Origin of the sequence: Fervidobacterium islandicum (genome assembly GCF_000767275.3) — a bacterium.
Lineage (GTDB): Bacteria > Thermotogota > Thermotogae > Thermotogales > Fervidobacteriaceae > Fervidobacterium > Fervidobacterium islandicum.
In genome coordinates, this window is the sequence record NZ_CP014334.2 from 1,068,000 (window position 1) to 1,086,437 (window position 18,438).

At 39.6% G+C, this 18,438-nt stretch carries 18 protein-coding genes; 16 read left to right on the forward strand and 2 right to left on the reverse strand.

Annotated features, from left to right (window positions below; genetic code table 11):
* The first annotated feature begins 3 nt into the window (after positions 1-3).
* The 10 genes from NA23_RS05035 to NA23_RS05080 all read left to right on the forward strand — a co-directional run bounded on the left by NA23_RS05035 (position 4) and on the right by NA23_RS05080 (position 8,570).
* Positions 4-840, forward strand: a complete 837-nt coding sequence (locus NA23_RS05035) for a TatD family hydrolase (RefSeq protein ID WP_033190862.1) — start codon at positions 4-6, stop codon at positions 838-840.
* Positions 837-1,400, forward strand: coding sequence for a Holliday junction branch migration protein RuvA (gene ruvA, locus NA23_RS05040; RefSeq protein WP_033190861.1), 564 nt, complete (start codon positions 837-839; stop codon positions 1,398-1,400). Before NA23_RS05035 ends, ruvA begins: the two co-directional genes overlap by 4 nt.
* 109 nt (positions 1,401-1,509) lie before the next feature.
* Entirely contained in the window at positions 1,510-1,992 is a 483-nt protein-coding gene (locus tag NA23_RS05045) for a hypothetical protein (RefSeq protein ID WP_236938623.1), read from the forward strand.
* Positions 1,993-2,035: 43 nt separating this feature from the next.
* A complete protein-coding gene (locus NA23_RS05050) occupies positions 2,036-2,365 on the forward strand; it encodes an iron-sulfur-binding hydrogenase (RefSeq protein ID WP_033190859.1) in 330 nt (109 codons plus the stop codon).
* A 21-nt stretch (positions 2,366-2,386) separates the two neighbouring features.
* The gene (locus NA23_RS05055) at positions 2,387-3,079 is read left to right on the forward strand and encodes a PHP-associated domain-containing protein (RefSeq protein WP_052107017.1); all 693 of its coding nucleotides are present in this window, start codon (positions 2,387-2,389) and stop codon (positions 3,077-3,079) included.
* Positions 3,067-3,612, forward strand: a complete 546-nt coding sequence (locus NA23_RS05060; protein ID WP_033190858.1) for an ATP-binding protein — start codon at positions 3,067-3,069, stop codon at positions 3,610-3,612. Before NA23_RS05055 ends, NA23_RS05060 begins: the two co-directional genes overlap by 13 nt.
* A gap of 32 nt (positions 3,613-3,644) precedes the next feature.
* Positions 3,645-5,855 (forward strand): BamA/OMP85 family outer membrane protein, encoded by a 2,211-nt coding sequence (locus tag NA23_RS05065; RefSeq protein ID WP_033190857.1) that lies wholly within the window; start codon positions 3,645-3,647, stop codon positions 5,853-5,855.
* Positions 5,856-5,878: 23 nt separating this feature from the next.
* Positions 5,879-6,502 (forward strand): N-glycosylase/DNA lyase, encoded by a 624-nt coding sequence (locus NA23_RS05070; protein ID WP_033190856.1) that lies wholly within the window; start codon positions 5,879-5,881, stop codon positions 6,500-6,502.
* A 34-nt stretch (positions 6,503-6,536) separates the two neighbouring features.
* Positions 6,537-7,448 carry a glutamate formimidoyltransferase gene (gene ftcD / locus NA23_RS05075; protein WP_033190855.1) on the forward strand — a complete coding sequence of 304 codons (912 nt, stop codon included), beginning with the start codon at positions 6,537-6,539 and terminating at the stop codon, positions 7,446-7,448.
* Between the two features lie 168 nt (positions 7,449-7,616).
* A complete protein-coding gene (locus tag NA23_RS05080; RefSeq protein ID WP_033190854.1) occupies positions 7,617-8,570 on the forward strand; it encodes an aldo/keto reductase in 954 nt (317 codons plus the stop codon).
* 52 nt (positions 8,571-8,622) lie between these two features.
* On the opposite strand, the gene NA23_RS05085 is transcribed toward NA23_RS05080, so the two are convergent.
* Positions 8,623-11,730, reverse strand: coding sequence for an alpha-mannosidase (locus tag NA23_RS05085; RefSeq protein WP_033190853.1), 3,108 nt, complete (start codon positions 11,728-11,730; stop codon positions 8,623-8,625).
* Positions 11,731-12,003: 273 nt separating this feature from the next.
* On the opposite strand from NA23_RS05085, the gene NA23_RS05090 reads away from it, so the two are divergent.
* Together NA23_RS05090 and NA23_RS05095 are read left to right on the forward strand one after the other, a co-directional pair.
* Entirely contained in the window at positions 12,004-12,690 is a 687-nt protein-coding gene (locus NA23_RS05090; protein WP_033190852.1) for an N-acetylmannosamine-6-phosphate 2-epimerase, read from the forward strand.
* Entirely contained in the window at positions 12,687-13,358 is a 672-nt protein-coding gene (locus NA23_RS05095) for an FAD-dependent oxidoreductase (protein WP_236938627.1), read from the forward strand. The genes NA23_RS05090 and NA23_RS05095 overlap by 4 nt, the downstream gene beginning before the upstream one ends.
* Here NA23_RS05095 and NA23_RS05100 read toward each other — a convergent pair.
* On the reverse strand, positions 13,345-14,544 hold the full coding sequence (locus NA23_RS05100) for an IS110 family RNA-guided transposase (protein WP_236938321.1): 1,200 nt from the start codon (positions 14,542-14,544) through the stop codon (positions 13,345-13,347). The two genes, NA23_RS05095 and NA23_RS05100, sit on opposite strands and share 14 nt — an antisense overlap.
* Positions 14,545-14,748: 204 nt before the next feature.
* Here NA23_RS05100 and NA23_RS05105 point away from each other — a divergent pair, with 204 nt between their 5' ends.
* From NA23_RS05105 to NA23_RS05120, 4 genes are all read left to right on the forward strand, one after another.
* Positions 14,749-15,396, forward strand: a complete 648-nt coding sequence (locus NA23_RS05105) for an FAD-dependent oxidoreductase (RefSeq protein ID WP_084384045.1) — start codon at positions 14,749-14,751, stop codon at positions 15,394-15,396.
* Positions 15,393-16,640, forward strand: coding sequence for an ABC transporter substrate-binding protein (locus NA23_RS05110; protein ID WP_033191741.1), 1,248 nt, complete (start codon positions 15,393-15,395; stop codon positions 16,638-16,640). The genes NA23_RS05105 and NA23_RS05110 overlap by 4 nt, the downstream gene beginning before the upstream one ends.
* Positions 16,641-16,869: 229 nt before the next feature.
* Positions 16,870-17,577: a carbohydrate ABC transporter permease gene (locus NA23_RS05115; protein WP_236938634.1), complete on the forward strand. Its 708-nt coding sequence runs from the start codon at positions 16,870-16,872 to the stop codon at positions 17,575-17,577.
* Positions 17,578-17,584: 7 nt separating this feature from the next.
* The gene (locus NA23_RS05120; RefSeq protein ID WP_033192770.1) at positions 17,585-18,412 is read left to right on the forward strand and encodes a carbohydrate ABC transporter permease; all 828 of its coding nucleotides are present in this window, start codon (positions 17,585-17,587) and stop codon (positions 18,410-18,412) included.
* Positions 18,413-18,438 lie beyond the last annotated feature (26 nt).

Below are 18,438 nucleotides of genomic sequence, written 5' to 3' on the forward strand. Positions count from 1 at the left end.
CCAATGGATCAAGGAAGGAAAATAATTGATACGCATGCGCATTTACATATGCCCCACTTCAAAGCTGATTTTCGTGATGTTTTAACGAGAACTGCACAACTGCACTTTGTGCTTAATGTTTCAACAAGCTTGCAAGACATGGAACCATGTATCTCCATTTCAAACAGCTTACCAAATACCTACGTAGCAATAGGAATCCATCCTCATGATTCGAAAGAAGCACACGAAATCGGCACAAAGTATCTGGATATTCTTGAAGAAAAGGCAACAAAAATAAATAGGATCATCGCAATAGGCGAAATAGGATTAGATTATTTCAGGAATATTTCACCTGTCGATATTCAGAAAAAAGTTTTCGCAGACCAACTTGCACTGGCATTGGAGTTGCATTTACCGGTAATTTTGCATATCAGAGATGCGTACGAAGATACATATGATATCCTTAAGGCATTTTCTTCAGAAGATTTAAAAGGGATAGTACATGCGTTCGGTGCTGATGAAACTTGGGCAAAAAGGTTTGTGAAGCTTGGATTTAAACTTGGTATTGGAGGTCCCATTACATATCCAAAGAACGAAATGCTAAGAAACGTGGTCAAAATAATAGGAAGGGAAAATATTGTCCCCGAAACAGATTGTCCTTACTTACCACCGCAACAGTATCGAGGTAAGCGAAACGAACCAATTTATGTTTCATACGTATATGACGAACTTGAAAGGATATTTGGCTCCGATGTTTCGGAAACGATGTGGAGTAACGTAAAAGAAATCTTCCGTGATATTATAAGCGATAAATTGTTCAAGGTTGAACAACAAGAACCACTCGGAGATGATGCAAAATGATAGAGCAAATTCGAGGAAGGTTCTTAGGTCGTAGCGAAGGGAAGGTCCTTGTTGACGTAGGAAATATCGTACTGGGAATTATCTGCGATGCAGAAAGCTTTTCCGAAACTACCGAAGGTGAAGAAGTTGTTGTGTATACAAAACTGATAGTCTCACAGGAAGATATGAGTATATACGGGTTCAATTCAAAGGAAAAAAGAGATGTATTCGAAAAGCTCATAAAGGTATCTAAGTTGGGACCTAAGAGCGCAATAAAGATCCTTTCATCAGCAAGTATAGAACTTCTGTCAACTGCAATAGCAAACGGCGACATCGAAAGACTATCTTCGATCCCTGGAATTGGTAAAAAGACTGCTGAAAGGATAGTTGCCGAACTCAAAGATGAGTTTGAACCTATGCAGGTTGATGAGGTATCACTCGAAGCAATCGAAGCTCTTGTATCGCTTGGATATGCAAAATCACAAGCTCAAAATGCTGTAAAACATGCAAGGAAAGAATTTCCAGACGCTTCCTTATCCAAGCTGATAAAAGAGTCACTCAAGATTTTATCGAAGATGTGAAGAAAAATACTGTAGGCAAGAATGTCTAGAAGAAAGAAGGTATCGTTATGGGGTAAGTCCTGTTGGTGGAATTTCAGCTACAAATTCACCAAGTGTGGTCAACCCCGTTTTGGGTTATAAATTAGACCCTGGAGAACCAGGAGTTCCATTTGGCGCACCGGCAAGTCAAAGTTTTCTGAGAGTGATTAGTCAGGAATTTGCCAACTATATGGACTTTAAAAAGCAAGCTGCCGAACAAGGTGGATTCATTGTATACGGTGGCATATACCTTGATGTTCAAAAGCGTGGTTCGTTCCTTGCAGCAGTTGCCGGTAAAACCAAAGTACTTATCTATGTTCCGGGGCAGAGGGATAACGGCCATTCGAACGAAAATCAGCAAGGCAACATAGGTGAAGACTCCGATATAAAGAGAAGTGAAATCGAAAGGAAAATAGATGAATTGTATAGGAAACTCCAACAAACGGTTGACCCTACGGAGCGGGAAAAATTGTTCCAACAAATACTCTTACTCACGATGGCTATTAATGCACTTATGGCGGGCATGAGGATTCCTGAACTGCTCGTCGGAATGCTTTTAAACACAACGGTTTAGAGTAACGATATTCCGTGAAAAAACAACAGGGGGAGGGGCATTTGTGAAAATCTCAGAAATAGCAAAGGTCATAGGTTTAAGAGAGGTAGTTTTCTGCAATGATTATGAAATCGAACACTGTTACGTTGGTGACTTATTAAGCGTTGTTATGCGTTCAGCACAGCAAAACACTATTTGGCTTACAGTTCAGAGCCATGTGAACATTATAGCTGTAGCTGCACTGACGGGTATTAAGGCGATCGTACTGTGCGAAGGACTAGATTTTACTCCGGATACAATAGAAAAGGCTAAAGAAGAAGGTATCAACCTTTACTCTTCTTTAGAAAGTTCTTACATACTGGCTGGGAAGATTTACGAACTCGGCATTCGTTAATTGTGAATAGTGGTCGAAAAAATGTATAGAGCCGATCTGCATGTTCATTCTTGCTTATCTCCCTGTGCGGAACTTACAATGGTCCCTTCGGTAGTGTGCAACTCTGAATTGGAGGTATTTTCTATTACCGATCATAACTCCGCACGAAATGTTGCGGTTTTTACTTTTTTATGCAAAGACAAAATTATTGTTCCTGGTATTGAAATTCACACATTGGAAGACGTTCACTTATTGGGTTATTTCCCAAGCATCGAGGATGCATTAGCTGTTTCAGAATTTGTGGAAGATATGCTTCCAAAATTCGAATACGACCCAGAAAAATATGGTTACGAAATAGTTTTAGATAAGAACGAAACGTTCGTTGGAGCTCTGGATTATTACCTTGGTTTTCCTACGAATCTAACAATTGATGATGCCTTGGAACTGATTAAGCAACACAACGGGCTTGCAGTACTCGCACACGTTGACAGGAAGTTCGGTGCAATTCAGCAACTTGGAATGGTTCCGCCTAACGTTAAGTATGTGGAGGTACGAAAAAGAGAAGTAGCCTTAGAATTGAGAGCTCAGGGATTCGTTGTGTTAACTTCTTCTGATGCTCACACACCAGATGAAGTGGGTTCGAGGAAAGTGTACTTTGATGAAAAACCAAAGAGTGCAGAAGACGTGTTACAGTTAATCCGGGAAAGGAGGTTCAAAACAATTTGGGACTTATAACACTGTCTGACCACGTGCACGATATAGCTGAAAACTCGATAAATGCTGGAGCAAAGAATGTTAGATTGCTAATCAAAGAAACGGATGATACTTTTTATTTTTCCATCGAGGATGACGCAGGCGGAATCAGACCAGATATACTCGAAAAAATATTCGATCCGTTTGTCACAACACGAAAAAAAGAGATACGAAAGGTTGGACTTGGCTTACCGTTCTTAAAGCAGTCTGCAGAAGCAACGGGCGGATATGTTAAAGTGAGCTCAGAATACGGCAAAGGTACGAAAACTGAGGCACTGTTTTACAAGTCCCATATCGATTGTCAACCAGTTGGGAACTTGGTTGATACCTTTCTTGTACTTCTGCTCAACCAAGATATCAACTGGGACATCCAAAGATGTTACAACCAAGACTGCTACGAAATCTCTTCCAAGACTGTAAAAGAGTACTTTGGAATCTTGGATACACCAGAAAAGATAAAGACATTGTCGGAGCTGCTTGCAGAACTTGAAAATTCAATTATGAATTACCAATAACTTTACAAAACTCAAAAGGGGAGGAAAAAAACATGCGAAGAAAACTCGTTCTGATTGGTTTAACTCTACTTTTTATCTTCTTAAGTGCAACACTACTTGGTTTCGTATTAAACGACGTAAGGTTCGAAGGATTAAGGACCATCGAGAAAGATGAGCTTGCACAAGCTTACAGTACGTACATAGGAAAGGATATAAACATGTACGCGGTCGAAGATATAATCTCCAATCTCGAAGAACTCGGATATTTTGAAGATGTTCAATACAACCTTGAAAGCGTACAAGGTAAGGAAAATGAGAAGGTCCTTGTTATCAAAGTTGTGGAAAACGAACCTGTCACAAAAGTTTCGCTTGAAATCGCCGGCCCGGGAATTATATCAAAAGAAACGTTGCAAAGTTCAATAACGATCCAGGAAGGTAAGGCTTTTAGTTTCAACAAATTCTGGGAGAGTATAAACAATATAGCAAAAATATATTCTGACAATGGATACATAGTTGCAACACCAAAATCGGAAGATAAGACGTTTGCTTTTGTCTACGTTTCCGGTCGTATTGATGGTAAAAACGTCTTGTTCAAGGTGACCGAGTACGTACTTTACGATGTAAAATTTGAAATTCTAAGTGATGACGAACAATTCAAAGCAGAGTTTAAGAAAATTGAAAACCAAGTTAGCTTATCGAAGTACAAAGATTACACACAAAAGAACATACTTTTGAAAATCTTCGATAGCCCCAGGAATTATGTACCAAACCTACAAAAAAGGCAAGAATTTTTCCAATTTCTTTCTAAATACGTGTACTTTAAGGTAATTGACATTTCATCATCTGAGATAGAAACAGATACTCCTGCAAAGGAACTTGTAGTCACGGTAACAGACAACACCGTTGTAACTCAGCCAGTTCAACTGAAAGGAATCAGAACCAAGGGTAACACCATTTTTACTGAAAAGGAACTTGTTGGAGAACCAAAAGAAGGTGTGTACACAAACTTTCAAATTTTGAAAGCTATACAGGCCGTAAAAGACAAATATGACAAGGCAGGCTATTACGTCAACCTGAATTTGGAGGCAGGCAGTGACGGCTATTTGTACATAGTGGTAACCGAAACAAAGGTTAAGGACGTAAAGATACTTGGAAACGATCGAACTAAGACTTACGTCTTTGACGATCTCATTGCCGTTAAACCTGGGGATTATCTAAACCGCAACCAACTTCAAGCAACATACATCGAACTAAAGAAGAGTAATTTCTTTAAAGACGTGAACCTCAACATCGAGCCTTTAGACACATCTAATGTTAACGTAGTTGTGGCGGTTTTGGAAAAGGACAAGAAATTCGATTTTCAAGGTGGTATTACTTGGGGACCTGTGAATGATAGACCTTGGTATGAAGGATTTGCTGGTGTCCTCTCACTGTCCTCCACAAATCCTTTTGGTTACGGTGAAAACTTCTCTGTATCATTGATGAAAGCACTTTCTAATACAAATCTATCGTTAAGTTTTGGAATTAGAAAACCCTTTGAAATGCCTCTTGGCTTTACATCCTCTATATCGTTCAATCAAGAGACAGAGGAAGGAACAACTACGACAAAATGGAGCACTTCAGCAGGAATCAGTACGTTAAAACTTCCAATTGGTCAGTTTTCCTTAAGCACAAGCTATTCCGAAACAACGGTTTCGTCTGAAACAGTTCTCACAACAAAAACACTGAGTCTGACAGGAACTTACATCTATGAAACCCTTGATAATCTCTATGTTCCTATGAAAGGTTATTCGCTTACATTAAGTGGAACGAAATACTTCCCGTTCTCAGAACAAGGTTCGGATGCTGTTAGTTACTTCGCCGAAGTTACTTACCACTTCCCGTTATCAGAAACTATTTCATTAGCAACTCGAATTTACAACTCTCAGGTTTTCCAAACATCGGGAGCACCAATCAGTTTTAGCCTCGCAGGTCCGTACCAAGTAAGAGGAGCGAAAAGTGACGAGAAAGGGACAGTTCTTGTGCTGAACAACAACGAAATCCGATTCAAAGAAGCAGATCAGATATTCTATTTCTCACTCTTTTACGACATCGGTTTTGTTGGCCAAGACTATTCGTTCGACAATCTTAAATCATCCACCGGTTTAGAACTCGGATTGGTTTTGCCAATGTTTGGCTTGGTCCGAGTCGGCGTGGGATTACAAATCTTACCGACATTTTCTCCAAATTTCAACACGTACTTCATACTCGGCCAAACATTCTAAAATACCTTGGAGGTTTTCAAAGAATGAGTGTTAACGAATTGCTTAAGAACCTTGAGCGAATTAGAGAAGAAGCAAAGCCTCTTGTCGAGTCGAGATGGAGAGAGTTTGAAAAGCTGAGAAGGGAAGGATCTGAGGAAGACTTGTTTTCAGAGCTATGTTTTTGCATTCTAACAGCGAATTGGAGTGCCCAGGGTGGTATAAAGACTCAAAAAATCATCGGAAATGGATTTGTGTATATGTCAAAGGAAGAACTAGTCGCCAAATTACGTGAAGTTGGGCATAGGTACCCTGAAGCACGAGCAGAGTACATAGTCTCAAACAGATGGCTCTTTGGAAAACTCAAGGAATTGATACAACAAGAAGATCCAAGAGAATACATAGTAAAGAACGTAAAAGGACTTGGCTGGAAGGAAAGCTCGCACTTTCTACGTAACGTTGCGTACACCAACTATGCCATCCTTGATAAGCATGTCCTAAGGGTTATGAACAAGCACAGCTTAATCGAAGAGATACCAAAAGGATGGACGAAAAAACGATATTTAGATTACGAAGAACGTCTTAGAAAGGTTGCAGAGATGTTTGGAGAGCACTTAGGGAAGTTTGACCTCTACCTGTGGTATATGATAAAAAAGACAGTGGACAAGTAAACAATACTGTCTAATTAAAGAAGGGGGAATTTCGATGAAACTAATTGAGAGCGTTCCAAATTTCAGCGAGGGTAGAAGGGAAGAAATTGTAAGACAGATTATTGAAGAAGCAAGCAAATATCCAAAAGTAAAAGTACTCGACTGGTCGATGGACAAAGACCATAATAGGTCTGTTGTTACGCTCGTCGGTGAGCCCGAGCAAGTTCTTAACGCACTTTTTGATATGACAAAGAAAGCAGCCGAACTCATAGACCTGCGTTACCACAAAGGCGAACATCCAAGGATGGGAGCCACGGACGTTATTCCTCTTGTTCCACTAATTGGAACAACTATGCAAGAATGTGTGGAGTGGTCTAAGCAACTTGGCAAAAGAATAGGCGAAGAACTTGGGATCCCCGTTTATCTATACGAACGCAGTGCAACAAGACCAGAGAGGGAGAACCTTTCTGAAATCAGAAAAGGCGAATTTGAAGGTTTCTTTGAAAAAATCAAAGACCCAAAATGGAAACCAGATTTCGGACCAGATCGAGTTCATGAAACGGCAGGTGTCACTGCTGTTGGAGCAAGGGAATTCCTAATTGCGTTCAACGTAAATCTTGGAACAAACAACATAGAGATTGCCGACAAAATAGCAAAGGCAGTAAGACACATCAGCGGTGGATACAGATACGTTAAAGCGATGGGTGTGGAATTGAAAGAAAAGGGTATCGTACAGGTATCTATGAATTTAACAAATTACAAAAAATCACCAATCTTCAGAGTCTTCGAGACTATAAAACGTGAAGCAGCAAGGTACGGAGTCCCAGTTGTTGGAAGTGAAATTATAGGCATGGTCCCTTTACAAGCTATTGTTGACACATTCGCATGGTATTTGCAAATTGACGATTTTGGAACAAACAGGGTTATAGAAGAAAGGCTACTTAACGAATTAACAAAAGAAGAATAAAAGCACTAAACTGCGTTAATTCACAATCTCTAAAACCATATTTTTAACGGGAGATGCACTTGCATCTCCCGTTTGTTTTGTGATATAATATCACTGAAAGGTTCGTGATTCGAACTTTTTTCTTTGTATAATCTTAGTTTTTGCACAAAAGAGATGGAGGTGAGAATTATGGAGTACAGAAAAGTAGGCAAGTGGGGTTTGAGAATCAGCGAGGTTTCACTTGGAACATGGCTAACATTTGGTAGTCAACTGGATCTCAAAGCAACACGAGAAGTAGTTAGATACGCGGTCTCAAGCGGAATAAATTTTATCGACACCGCCGAAGCGTATGCAAATGGAATTGCTGAATCTATACTTGGGATAATACTAAAAGAGTACAAAAGAGAAGATTTAGTTGTTTCCACAAAAATTTTCTGGGGTGGAGATGGTCCAAATGATAAAGGACTTTCCAGAAAGCATCTACTAGAAGGTATTTGGAATTCTTTGAAGAGATTGCAGCTGGATTACGTAGATATAGTGTACTGCCACAGACCGGATCCAGAAGTTCCAATGGAAGAGGTTGTCTGGACAATGGATCAGATTTTGCGAAGTGGTCTTGCGTTTTACTGGGGCACAAGCGAATGGAGTGCTGAAGAAATAGAGAAAGCACATCAGGTTGCAAAAGAACTTAATTGCATACCACCAGTTGTTGAACAACCTCAGTACAACCTTATATTCAAAGATAGAGTCGAGAAAGAATACGCCCCAATTTACGAAAAATACGGAATGGGACTGACCACGTGGAGCCCACTTGCTTCAGGTGTACTTACCGGTAAGTATTTGGAGGGTATCCCGCAAGGTTCAAGACTTGACAGGTGGCCATGGCTAAAACAAGTCATGGAGGAACGCGGCATTTTTGGTGAAGAAACAACGAATAAGATTAAGAGACTCAAACAAATCGCTGACAACCTCGGTGTTACAATGTCTCAGCTCTCCATAGCTTGGTGTCTCAAAAATCCGCACGTAAGTAGTGTGATACTCGGTGTGAGCTCACTTGAGCAACTTAAAGAAAATATAAAAGCTGTAGAAGTTAAAGATAAGATAACTGATGAAATTTACAGAGAACTCTCGTCACTATTTTAATCACGAAAAATGATTAATCAAAGCAGTAAGGCCGCGCTAATGCGCGGCTTTTTTATTCAATCACCAAGGTATAAATCTTGAAAGGTTCATACTCAATCTTGACACTCCCACCACACACTTCCAAATCCTTTTTCGCGTTTTCCAAAATATCTGTTAGGTATGCTTTAGAGAAAAGAAACTTCGGAACTACTTCTAATTCACCTGATGAGCCAACTTGCTCGCATATCCTTACAATTTTCTTCTCGCCTATTTTTCTGTAAGAAAGCACTTTGAAATTATCTGACTTAATATCTAACAAATTCTTCGGTTGACTTAGCAAACCTTCAAATATAATTATTCGCTTATTGAATTTGTCCGCTCTCTGGACAATATCCTTGACATCGCAAGTACCATGAAGATATATAGCGTAGGAAAATTCTTGTTTTCCTTCATCATTGTAAAAATCGGGATATATTCCTGCCTTTAGGACCGTTAGCTCTATAGTCGAACCTTCAACAGAATGACCGTATTTACCATCGTTTATTATCGATACACCAAAATCGTACTGAGAAATATCTACCCATCTGTGCGCCAACACCTCAAAACGTGCTTTTTCAAAGTTCGTATTCCTATGCGTAGCCCTTTCAATGTATCCTCCATCGATATCAAATTTGGCAATTCTGGAAAGTACGTTTGTTGGGAATTTCACTTTCAGTACAGTCCTTCTTTGGTGCCAATCCACAAACGTTCTTATAACGACCTCTTCGTTATCATTTCCAATGATAAAGAATTGCTCAACTACTGAACCTTCAACGCTGTACGTTGCTTTCAAAACTTTCCTCAGCTCATTATCCTCAACTACAGAAACGTCGTCTGCTTTCAAAATCTTTTCTGAAAAACGAGAACGATAATCTATATCCCAGTTGTCCCAGTAAGCCGGAACATCCTTGTACAAAGCCATCAAATTGCCTTTCCCTTTAAATGCGGATTTTCTTAGATGTTTGTTGTAAATTTGCAAAGAACCGTCGTTGAATATATCAACCTTCAGATGCATATTTTCTACATGATAGCCCCTTTCGTTTCTTGAAATCATGAACGTCGTGTTGTTAGATGGAATTGATTCATTAGGATTTCTGACATTATCAAGGTTATCAACATTCAGCGTTGCAAATCCCAAAGGTTCAATAAACACGTCGTCACCAATCAGCTTGTAAAAATACTTACCGTCGTACGTACGAGCCTTTCTTAAAGGCTTACCGTTGAAATCGAGCTCCAGACTCCTTTCTAATTCAAATTCAATTCCTTGCTCAAAAGAAGAGGTATTGAAAAGTGTAATGTATCCACTGGATGATGCTTTATTTCCAGAAACTGTGCTTTCCTGAAGTTCTTTACAGCGTGAGATAATATAACTCAGCTCGTTATTAGTTGTCTCGTAGACCTCGTGTATTGCAGAACCTGGGAGAATGTCGTGAAACTCATTCCGAAGCAGTATTTTCCATAGCTTGTCAATCTCTTGTTGCAACTCACCATCGTATAAAGCATTCAAGATCTCAGTAATTCTTAAGTATTCTTCAGCAATTTTGTGCAAACGTTTTGTCCTGCTTTGTGAAGTCAGCGTACCACGATGGAGTTCCAAATAAAGTTCACCGTCCCATGTTGGCAAATTCTCGGCGGAAAAATCTTCTTTCAGTTTTTCAAAGAAATTCTCCGCTGTCGAGTACTCTACATCTGGTATCCCAGGGATCTCCTTCAGCGCATAGTAATTCTCACACATTTCTTCCGTCGGTCCACCACCACCATCACCGTAACCAAACGTTAAGAAGACCTTGTCGGTCAGTTCCTTCTGGCGAAAATTCTGCCAAGTGTTTATGATTGACTTTGCACTAATTCTTCCATTATAACCTTCCTCTAAGTTCTTGTAATTGTAATAGACTACCTCAGTCCCATCAATCCCACGCCATTTGCATATGTCGTAAGGGAAATCATTCGATTCATTCCAATTGAGTTTTGTCGTCACAAAAAATTCTATTCCTGATTCTTTCAAAACCTGGGGTAACACCCATGAAAATCCAAATACATCAGGCAACCAAGCCACTTTTGAAAACCTTCCAAAATGCTCTTCAAAGAACTTCTGACCGTAGTAGAACTGTCTGATAAGAGACTCTACGCTTGGGATATTGCAATCCGACTCAACCCACATACCTCCAACTGGTTCCCACTGACCCTTGTTTACTAAATCCTTTATTTGCTCAAAAAGTTCTGGATAACTTTCCTTCAAGTCTTCATACATCTGAGCAGACGACTGAATAAATACAAAATCTTTGTATCTTTTCGCCAGTTGAACAGCATTTGCAAATGTTCTGACGATCTTTCGTTTAGTTTCCTCAACAGGCCAAAGCCAAGCATAATCGATATGTGCGTGCCCAGCTAAGTAAACCTTTCCTATCATGGGAAATCTTATCGATGCATTCAAAAGCTTTGAAATTAACTCTTTGTAAGCATTTAACAGAGATTCCCTAACGTCTTTTCGCCACATTCGGTACAACGTTGGAATTATAGGTGGTTCCCAAACGCTAGAGACTATGTGTTTAGCTGACTCATTTCTATTTAGTCCGTGTAAGTAGTTTTCCGTGTCACGAGGAATCTCTATTGTATGTAGACATTTGTCTAACGAGTCTATTAAGAACGTAGCCAGACCTTCATCCGCACTTTCTTGTACTACTTCGACAACGTTTCTAAAAAATCTTACTGCTCCTAACATATCGGCATCGTAGAAAATTAAAAAGCCCTCACTAAATACGGGTTCCGATTTGGTTCCGAAAAGCCCCCTTGGCATTGTTTCAACAATTATTTCGTGCTTCTCACCATCGCAAAATTGAGTTAGGTTTACTTCTCTGTGGTATTCGTTTATCTCTCCAAAAGGTTTTCCATCAATTCTAACAAGAGATTCTCCACCAAACCAACCACGCAAGTAACACACATGGGAATTCTCTGATGGTTTTATCTGAAATTCCGTTGAGAAAACTGCAGGATAGCTCATATCATTCCACTCATAAGGAAGATTTATTGACTTCGTGTTGTGTTTCCAACTCAGTTCTTCAACTTTGACCACACAATACGGCATCAGCTCATCAAGTAGTTTGTAAAATCTTGAGCATTCGATTTGTCTTTTTCTGTACATAGCAATCGCTCCCCTTTCTTCAACAATTAAATCAGCTTCACTTTATCAAAATTATATACTTTTGGAAGAATAATTTCCCATAGCATGATTGGAAAGAAAAAAGAGATAACTTTAGACAAAGATTGATTTCAATTCTTTTATTCTTTTTTCACAGATTCCCACCTATTTTCTCAGAAAAAACAGATTTTTTGGAAATGATTTCCAATGATAAAATTTTTTTGGAGAATATTTCAATTTTGTCTTCGCAATTGCTCAAACGAAAGGGTGGTGCAGTTGGCAAAAATACAACGTGGGATTATCTTGAGTGTTCAATTGGAACCTACAGATCCCATTACGGACCCATGCTTTGTCCTAAGCATGGCGAAAATTGCTGAAAGCGTAGGAGCGGTAGCTATAAGAACCAATGGTAGGGAGCACGTCAAAATTTTGAAGGGAAAAATAAATATTCCCATTATAGGCTTGGTTAAGAACAGGGCGTATGAAGCATATATAACTCCAACTTTTGAGGACGTCAAAGAAGTAGTAAGCGCTGGTTGTGATGTAGTAGCTATAGATTGCACCCGTCGCAAGCGCCCTGTTTCTGTAGAAGATTTATTCAGCATGGTGAGAACTAGGTTTCCCCATGTAGAGATTATAGCTGATATAGCAGATGAATTTGATGCAGAACGAGTTCTACCTTTAAAGCCGGACTATCTGGCAACAACCCTCAGCGGATATACGGACTATACAAAAAACGTTAAACTGCCAAATATAGAGCTTGTAAAAAGGTTATCTTCGTTTTCTCCAGTTCCTGTAATTGCTGAAGGTGGTTATTCAAATGAAGAAGAGATTACACAAGCACTTATTGCTGGTGCGTACGCAGTTGTTGTTGGAACAGCAATAACAAGACCATGGATAATGTTGTCCAAACTCGTCGAAACATTCAGGAGTACCAATGGCTCGAGGAGTGAAAAGAGATGACACTTGAATATGATGTTACCGTGTTTGGTGCAGGCCTCGCAGGTGTAAGTGCAGCAGTAACGGCTCAGCGACTTGGGAAAAAGGTAATCTTAATCGAACAAAGCTCAGTCGTTGGTGGCAATGCAACTGCAGGACTTGTTAATCCATTCATGAGGTTCTGGCTTGATAACCAGTTGCTGTGTGGAGATTTCTTCGAAGAGTTAATTACAGATCTAAGAAAACGAGATGGAATAATCGAAAATTGTTTTGACTCTGAGGTACTGCGATTAGTATTGATGGAAAAACTGCAAAGTGTGGATATCCTTTTCAGAGCGATACCTATATCGGTAAGAGACAGCAAGGATGAAAAGTCCGGACTAAAAAGAATTGAAAAAGTTGTGGTTAAAACAGCGTTAGGAAACGAGTATGAAATTCATTCTAAGCTTTTTGTTGATGCGACAGGTGATGGTAGTTTTTCTTACCTTGCAGGCTGTTCATACGATTCTGGAGATGAGACAACACATGAAAACCAAGGGACAACTCTCATGTTCACATTAGCGAACGTAGACTTTGAGAAAGTACGTGAATATGTGAGAAGAGAGCCCGAAAACTTTTTCAAATGGGTTTCACCAAACTCGAAAGTTTTGTCCGTAGGAGGATACTTTAAGGAGTCAACTATGCAAAATTAAATTTTTGTTTTGAGTGTGAGATAGCATAATCAATATTGAACTTCTCTTTCTTTCTCAACATTGCGTACAACGTTCGCAATAACTTGTGTACTACTGACATTATCGCTTTTTTGTACGGTATACCTTGCTGCCTTTTTCGTTCATAGTATGTTCGGAAATATTCGTTGTGAATCACTACACTCACTGCCATTAGCCATAGTATTCGTCTTAGGTGGGCATTGCCCCTTTTCGATATGTGTCCTTCTACTTTGCTTTTGCCTGATTGGGCAATGCTTGGATCGAGTCCACAATACGCAATGAGTTTTTTGTATGTACTAAATCTTGAGATATCTCCAACTTCTGCCAAGAAATGCATCGCGCTGTTTTCACCAATACCTGGTATTGACGTGAGTATCTCGATATCAAGGTTTATCGCACTACATTCGCAATATTCTTTCATCATCTTGTCGTATTCTTCAAGCTGTTGCTGTAAAAATTGTAGTTCTTTGATATTTTGCACAAGAATCTTTTCTTTCATCGGCCAATATTGAGCAATCGAGTTATTAGCGAGTTCTTTAAGTTTTTGAGCATTAAGTTTTGTACTTCTGCCACGGTCTTTGGAAAAGAACACATCCAGATTACGAGCCTTTTGAATAGCCTTGGCAGAAGGGAAATGAGAAAGAAGATTGAGGATAGTGTCACTGTAGATATTGGTAACTCTTTCGAGTTCAGGGAAAAGAACGTTGAGCAGTTTTTCGATATTGTCTTTAACTTTTGCGATGCGGTGGATAATGTTTTCGCGTGCTCTGACAATATCACGAAGCTCAGAGTTGACAAAAGCAGAAGAAGGAATTTGATGTTGTAGGTAAAACAAAGCAGTAGCGATAATGCGAGCATCGATTTTGTCGGTTTTGGTCTTTCGAAGAGAAGCAAAGTTTTTAACAGTTAGAGGATTAAAAACAGCGCAAGCAAAGTCGTTGGAAGAAAGGAAAGCCAGAAGGTTGAGATGATAACAGCCAGTAGATTCCATAGCGATGATGATGGATTGTTTTGGGAAGGCAGAGAGTTTGTTTGCGAAGGAGGAAAAGCCTTGCTGGGACATATCGAAAGAAGATTCGAAGATGATGGAACTGGGATTAGAGATAGCGCAGACGTTGAACTTATCCTTGGAAACATCGATGCCGACGAAAACAGGGAAGTTATCCATGAAAAATCCTCCTTTCGAATGATGAGGGCAGGGAGCCTGCTGAACCAATCCTCCATGCTGACGAGGGCTGAAAGCCCAACCAACTAATCATGGTTAAAGGCAGGCAACAGACTCCTTAAATGGCTTAAAAGCCAAGGTGACATAAGTTGTCCTGCCCTCAATTTTTTTAAGCTAAATTATTTATACCATATTTTTATGTAGGAGGTGAGAAAAGCAAAGGAAGATGGACTCAACTATCCGGTTGACTATTTCTTCTTCAACCAACTACCTGGAACTGGTAGAGTAACAGTTAACACGACTCACGTATGGGTCAAAACAACTGATGATTTTGAAATCTCGAAAGCACTAAAGGATCTTCACAAACAGGTTGAAACAGTGTACACATTTGCAAAAAGATATGTGCCCGGATTTGAAAACTGTTACGTTGAAAAGATAGCCACTTATCTTGGCGTCAGGGAGAGTCGCCGTATTCGGGGTTTATATACCTTCTCCGAAGACGATGTTATTAGAAAAAGCAGATTTGAGGATGGGGTTGTTAAAGCTGTTTATGGCATCGATGTTCACAAAAAGATTCAAACCAGCAACTCAAAAAACACCTCTGAAGTTCCCAGATACGAAGACTATTACGAGATACCATTAAGATCACTGATTTCCAAAGATTTCGTGAACCTGGGTATAGTTGGTCGAAATTTCTCGGGAACATTTTTAGGTCAATCCGCAGCTCGAATAATGGCAACATGCACGGACATGGGTGAAGCAATCGGACGTGCGGCTGGTATGGTAAATACTAGTTTTCATGAAATTATAAGGTCAAGAATGCTAGACAATGAAAAAGGGAGGGGTTCGGAATGAAAAAGGTATTTTTGGTGCTGTTGGTTCTTATCACTGCAATTGGTTTTGCTAAAACTATCACGTTGGAATTCTGGACACTTTCTTTAAGTCCAACGTTTGACGAATACTTAAAAGCGATGATTGCTGATTTTGAAAAAAACAATCCTGGTATTAAAATCAATTGGCTTGATATACCTTATGCTTCAGCAGTTCAAAAGTTAACAGCGGCTATTGCGGCTGGGCAAGGTCCTGATGTTGTGAACTTGAACACAACTTGGGCTGTTGACTTTGCAATTCAAGGTGCAATATTGCCCATAGATAATTTAATTCCCCCAGTCACCATTAAACAATACTGGGAAAAGCTTTGGAACGCAACAGTAGTAAATGGTAAAGCTTATGCGTTTCCGTGGTATGCATCCATCCCGATATTAATGTACAATAAAGACTTGTTCAAAAAGGCAGGGCTCGATCCAAATAAACCTCCAAAGACTTGGGATGAAGTTTTGGAGTATTCGAGAATTATAAGGGCTAAATTGGATATATACGGTTTCGAGCCAAATATAATCGCCATTGATGAACTTCTCTTGGAAGGTGTTCCTATAGTAACACCAGACGGCAAAAAGGCAGCTTTCAACACTCCAGAAGCGGTTGCCCGACTGGAATGGTTCCAAAAAGCATACAGAGAGAATTTGATGCCAAGGTCGCTTGGCGGTTATGGTGAAGGTAGAGAGTTCTATCAGCAAGGTAAGATAGTTATGTATCCAGCAGGGTTGACAATGCTAAAACACATAGAAGTTAATAGTCCGAATATATTCAAGGTTACGGATGTGGCACCACACCCCGTTGGAAAAGCTGGGATAATAAAGGTCTCATTGATGAACCTTGTGATTCCCGTTACTTGCAAATATCCAAAGGAAGCGGCAAAATTTGCTGCTCATGTAACTTCACCGAAATGGCAGATAGAGTTTAGTAAGTACGCTACAGTATTACCTTCAACCGTGCAAGGCTTGGAAACAAGTGAATATTTCAGACAAAGAGTTAAAGCAGGCGACCTTAACGCTAAAGCTATGTACATGGCAAGTCTTTCCATGAAAAATGCAGTAGATCTTAATGCTCCAAGTGTTATAGGTGTTCCAGCTAGTAAACTCCCAGATGTCAGAAAGGTTCTTCAGGACTATTGGATGAAGGCAATTAAAGGCGAACTTACAGCAAAAGAAGCGCTGAGCTTGGCCGAAAAAGAAGTCAATGCAATATTAGCAAAATAAACGCAATCTCATGGCAATTTAGTGTGGGGGGTGCCCCCCACATTTGCTAAGTTTATGTGGGGTGATAAATTTGCGAGCAAGGAAGAGACAAACGATTATAATTGCTGTACTTTTTCTCTTCGTGCCTTTGACTCTTTTGTGTATATTTACCTATTATCCAATAATAAGAGGAATAATACTATCTTTTAGCGACTATAATATGTTTACTAAGAAGACAACCTGGGTAGGTTTGAGAAACTATAAAGAAATATTTCAAAACAAATACTTTTACGAAGCACTTCGAAATATCTTTAAATACCTGATCGTGGTTCCTCTTATACAGTTTACCGCAATACTTACAGCTGTACTTGTAAATCAAGACATTCCTGGAATCAAATTCTTTCGAACTCTTTTCTATGTTCCGGTGATAACTGGGTCAGTTATTGTTAGTATGACTTGGCGCTGGATCTACAACGTTGATGGCTTATTAAACAGTTTTCTGCTGTCCACAGGTGTAATAAAAGAACCAATTATGTGGTTAACTGACGAACGGTTCGCACTCTATAGTGTTATGTTTGTAACGTTTTGGAGGGGTATTGGTTACTACATGGTCATTTACCTCGCAGGTCTTCAAAATATACCAAGTGAGCTGTACGAAGCAGCAAGAATAGACGGAGCAAATGCTAGGCAGATTCTAGCAAGAATCACATTACCGCTTCTCAGACCTACCATGTTGTTCTGCTTCACGATTTCCAGCTTGGCTGCTCTTAAGGTATTTGAAGAAGTGTTCCTAATGACTCAAGGTGGTTCCGGAACAACAACGATGATGTATTTGATTTACGATTACGCTTTTGTCAGATTTAAATTTGGACTTTCGACCGCAACCTCCGTGGTTTTCGCAGGTATTCTAATAGTATTCACAGCTATCAATTTCAAATTCTTTGGACCAAAGAGGTGATATAACCATGACAGTGAAAAAAATAATTAGAGTGATTCTTAGTTATATCATTCTGATAGCTTTAGGTATATTTTTCACCTTCCCATTCATTTGGGTACTATCAACGTCATTTAAAGGTCCAGGTGAGAATCTGTTTACTTGGCCGCCAAAATTTATACCGCAAAATCCAACGTTAGAAAACTATGTAACCGTATTTAGGAAAGTTCCGATGATAAGATACTTTCTGAATACGATAATCATAACCTCCTTGGGTGTGATTTTTCAAGTCATTTTAGCAGCACTCGCTGCTTATCCCCTAGCACGACTTGAGTGGAAAGGGAAAGACCTTGTCTTTAAGTTCATCCTTCTTCCCCTTTTAATACCTATGGAAGGCGCTCTAATCGTTAACTTTATTACTATATTGAAAATGGGTTTGTATGACAGGTACTTGGCCGTTGTTCTTCCAAGTGCTGTATCAATTTTTGGTATATTTCTAATGCGACAACATTATCTGTCAGTACCAGCAGAACTTGAGGATGCTGCAAGAATTGATGGGTGTAATGAATTCCAAGTCTTTTGGAAGATAACATTTCCATTAGTTAGACCAGCAACTGCTGCCCTTGCAATATTTGCTTTCACTGCATATTGGAACTCCCTGCTCTGGCCACTCATCGTTCTCAGAACACCTACGAAGTATCCTATCCAAGTAGGATTGTCTCAGCTGAGTAGTACGTTCGAACCCAACTTCAGAACTGCATCAGCTGCGATGGTCATTGCAATGATACCTATTTTAACATTCTTCTACCTTACTCAGAGATACTTCATAGAAGGTTACAAGGGCGCAATAATTGAGTAATAAAACACCTAACTCAGTTAAGGTAG

Bases quoted from the DNA above. Each gene is read 5' to 3' on its own strand.
- NA23_RS05035 (WP_033190862.1), top strand. From the start codon at position 4: ATGGATCAAGGAAGGAAAATAATTGATACGCATGCGCATTTACATATG.
- ruvA (WP_033190861.1), top strand. From the start codon at position 837: ATGATAGAGCAAATTCGAGGAAGGTTCTTAGGTCGTAGCGAAGGGAAG.
- NA23_RS05055 (WP_052107017.1), top strand. From the start codon at position 2,387: ATGTATAGAGCCGATCTGCATGTTCATTCTTGCTTATCTCCCTGTGCG.
- NA23_RS05065 (WP_033190857.1), top strand. From the start codon at position 3,645: ATGCGAAGAAAACTCGTTCTGATTGGTTTAACTCTACTTTTTATCTTC.
- NA23_RS05070 (WP_033190856.1), top strand. From the start codon at position 5,879: ATGAGTGTTAACGAATTGCTTAAGAACCTTGAGCGAATTAGAGAAGAA.
- ftcD (WP_033190855.1), top strand. From the start codon at position 6,537: ATGAAACTAATTGAGAGCGTTCCAAATTTCAGCGAGGGTAGAAGGGAA.
- NA23_RS05080 (WP_033190854.1), top strand. From the start codon at position 7,617: ATGGAGTACAGAAAAGTAGGCAAGTGGGGTTTGAGAATCAGCGAGGTT.
- NA23_RS05085 (WP_033190853.1), bottom strand. From the start codon at position 11,730: ATGTACAGAAAAAGACAAATCGAATGCTCAAGATTTTACAAACTACTT.
- NA23_RS05095 (WP_236938627.1), top strand. From the start codon at position 12,687: ATGACACTTGAATATGATGTTACCGTGTTTGGTGCAGGCCTCGCAGGT.
- NA23_RS05100 (WP_236938321.1), bottom strand. From the start codon at position 14,544: ATGGATAACTTCCCTGTTTTCGTCGGCATCGATGTTTCCAAGGATAAG.
- NA23_RS05110 (WP_033191741.1), top strand. From the start codon at position 15,393: ATGAAAAAGGTATTTTTGGTGCTGTTGGTTCTTATCACTGCAATTGGT.
- NA23_RS05120 (WP_033192770.1), top strand. From the start codon at position 17,585: ATGACAGTGAAAAAAATAATTAGAGTGATTCTTAGTTATATCATTCTG.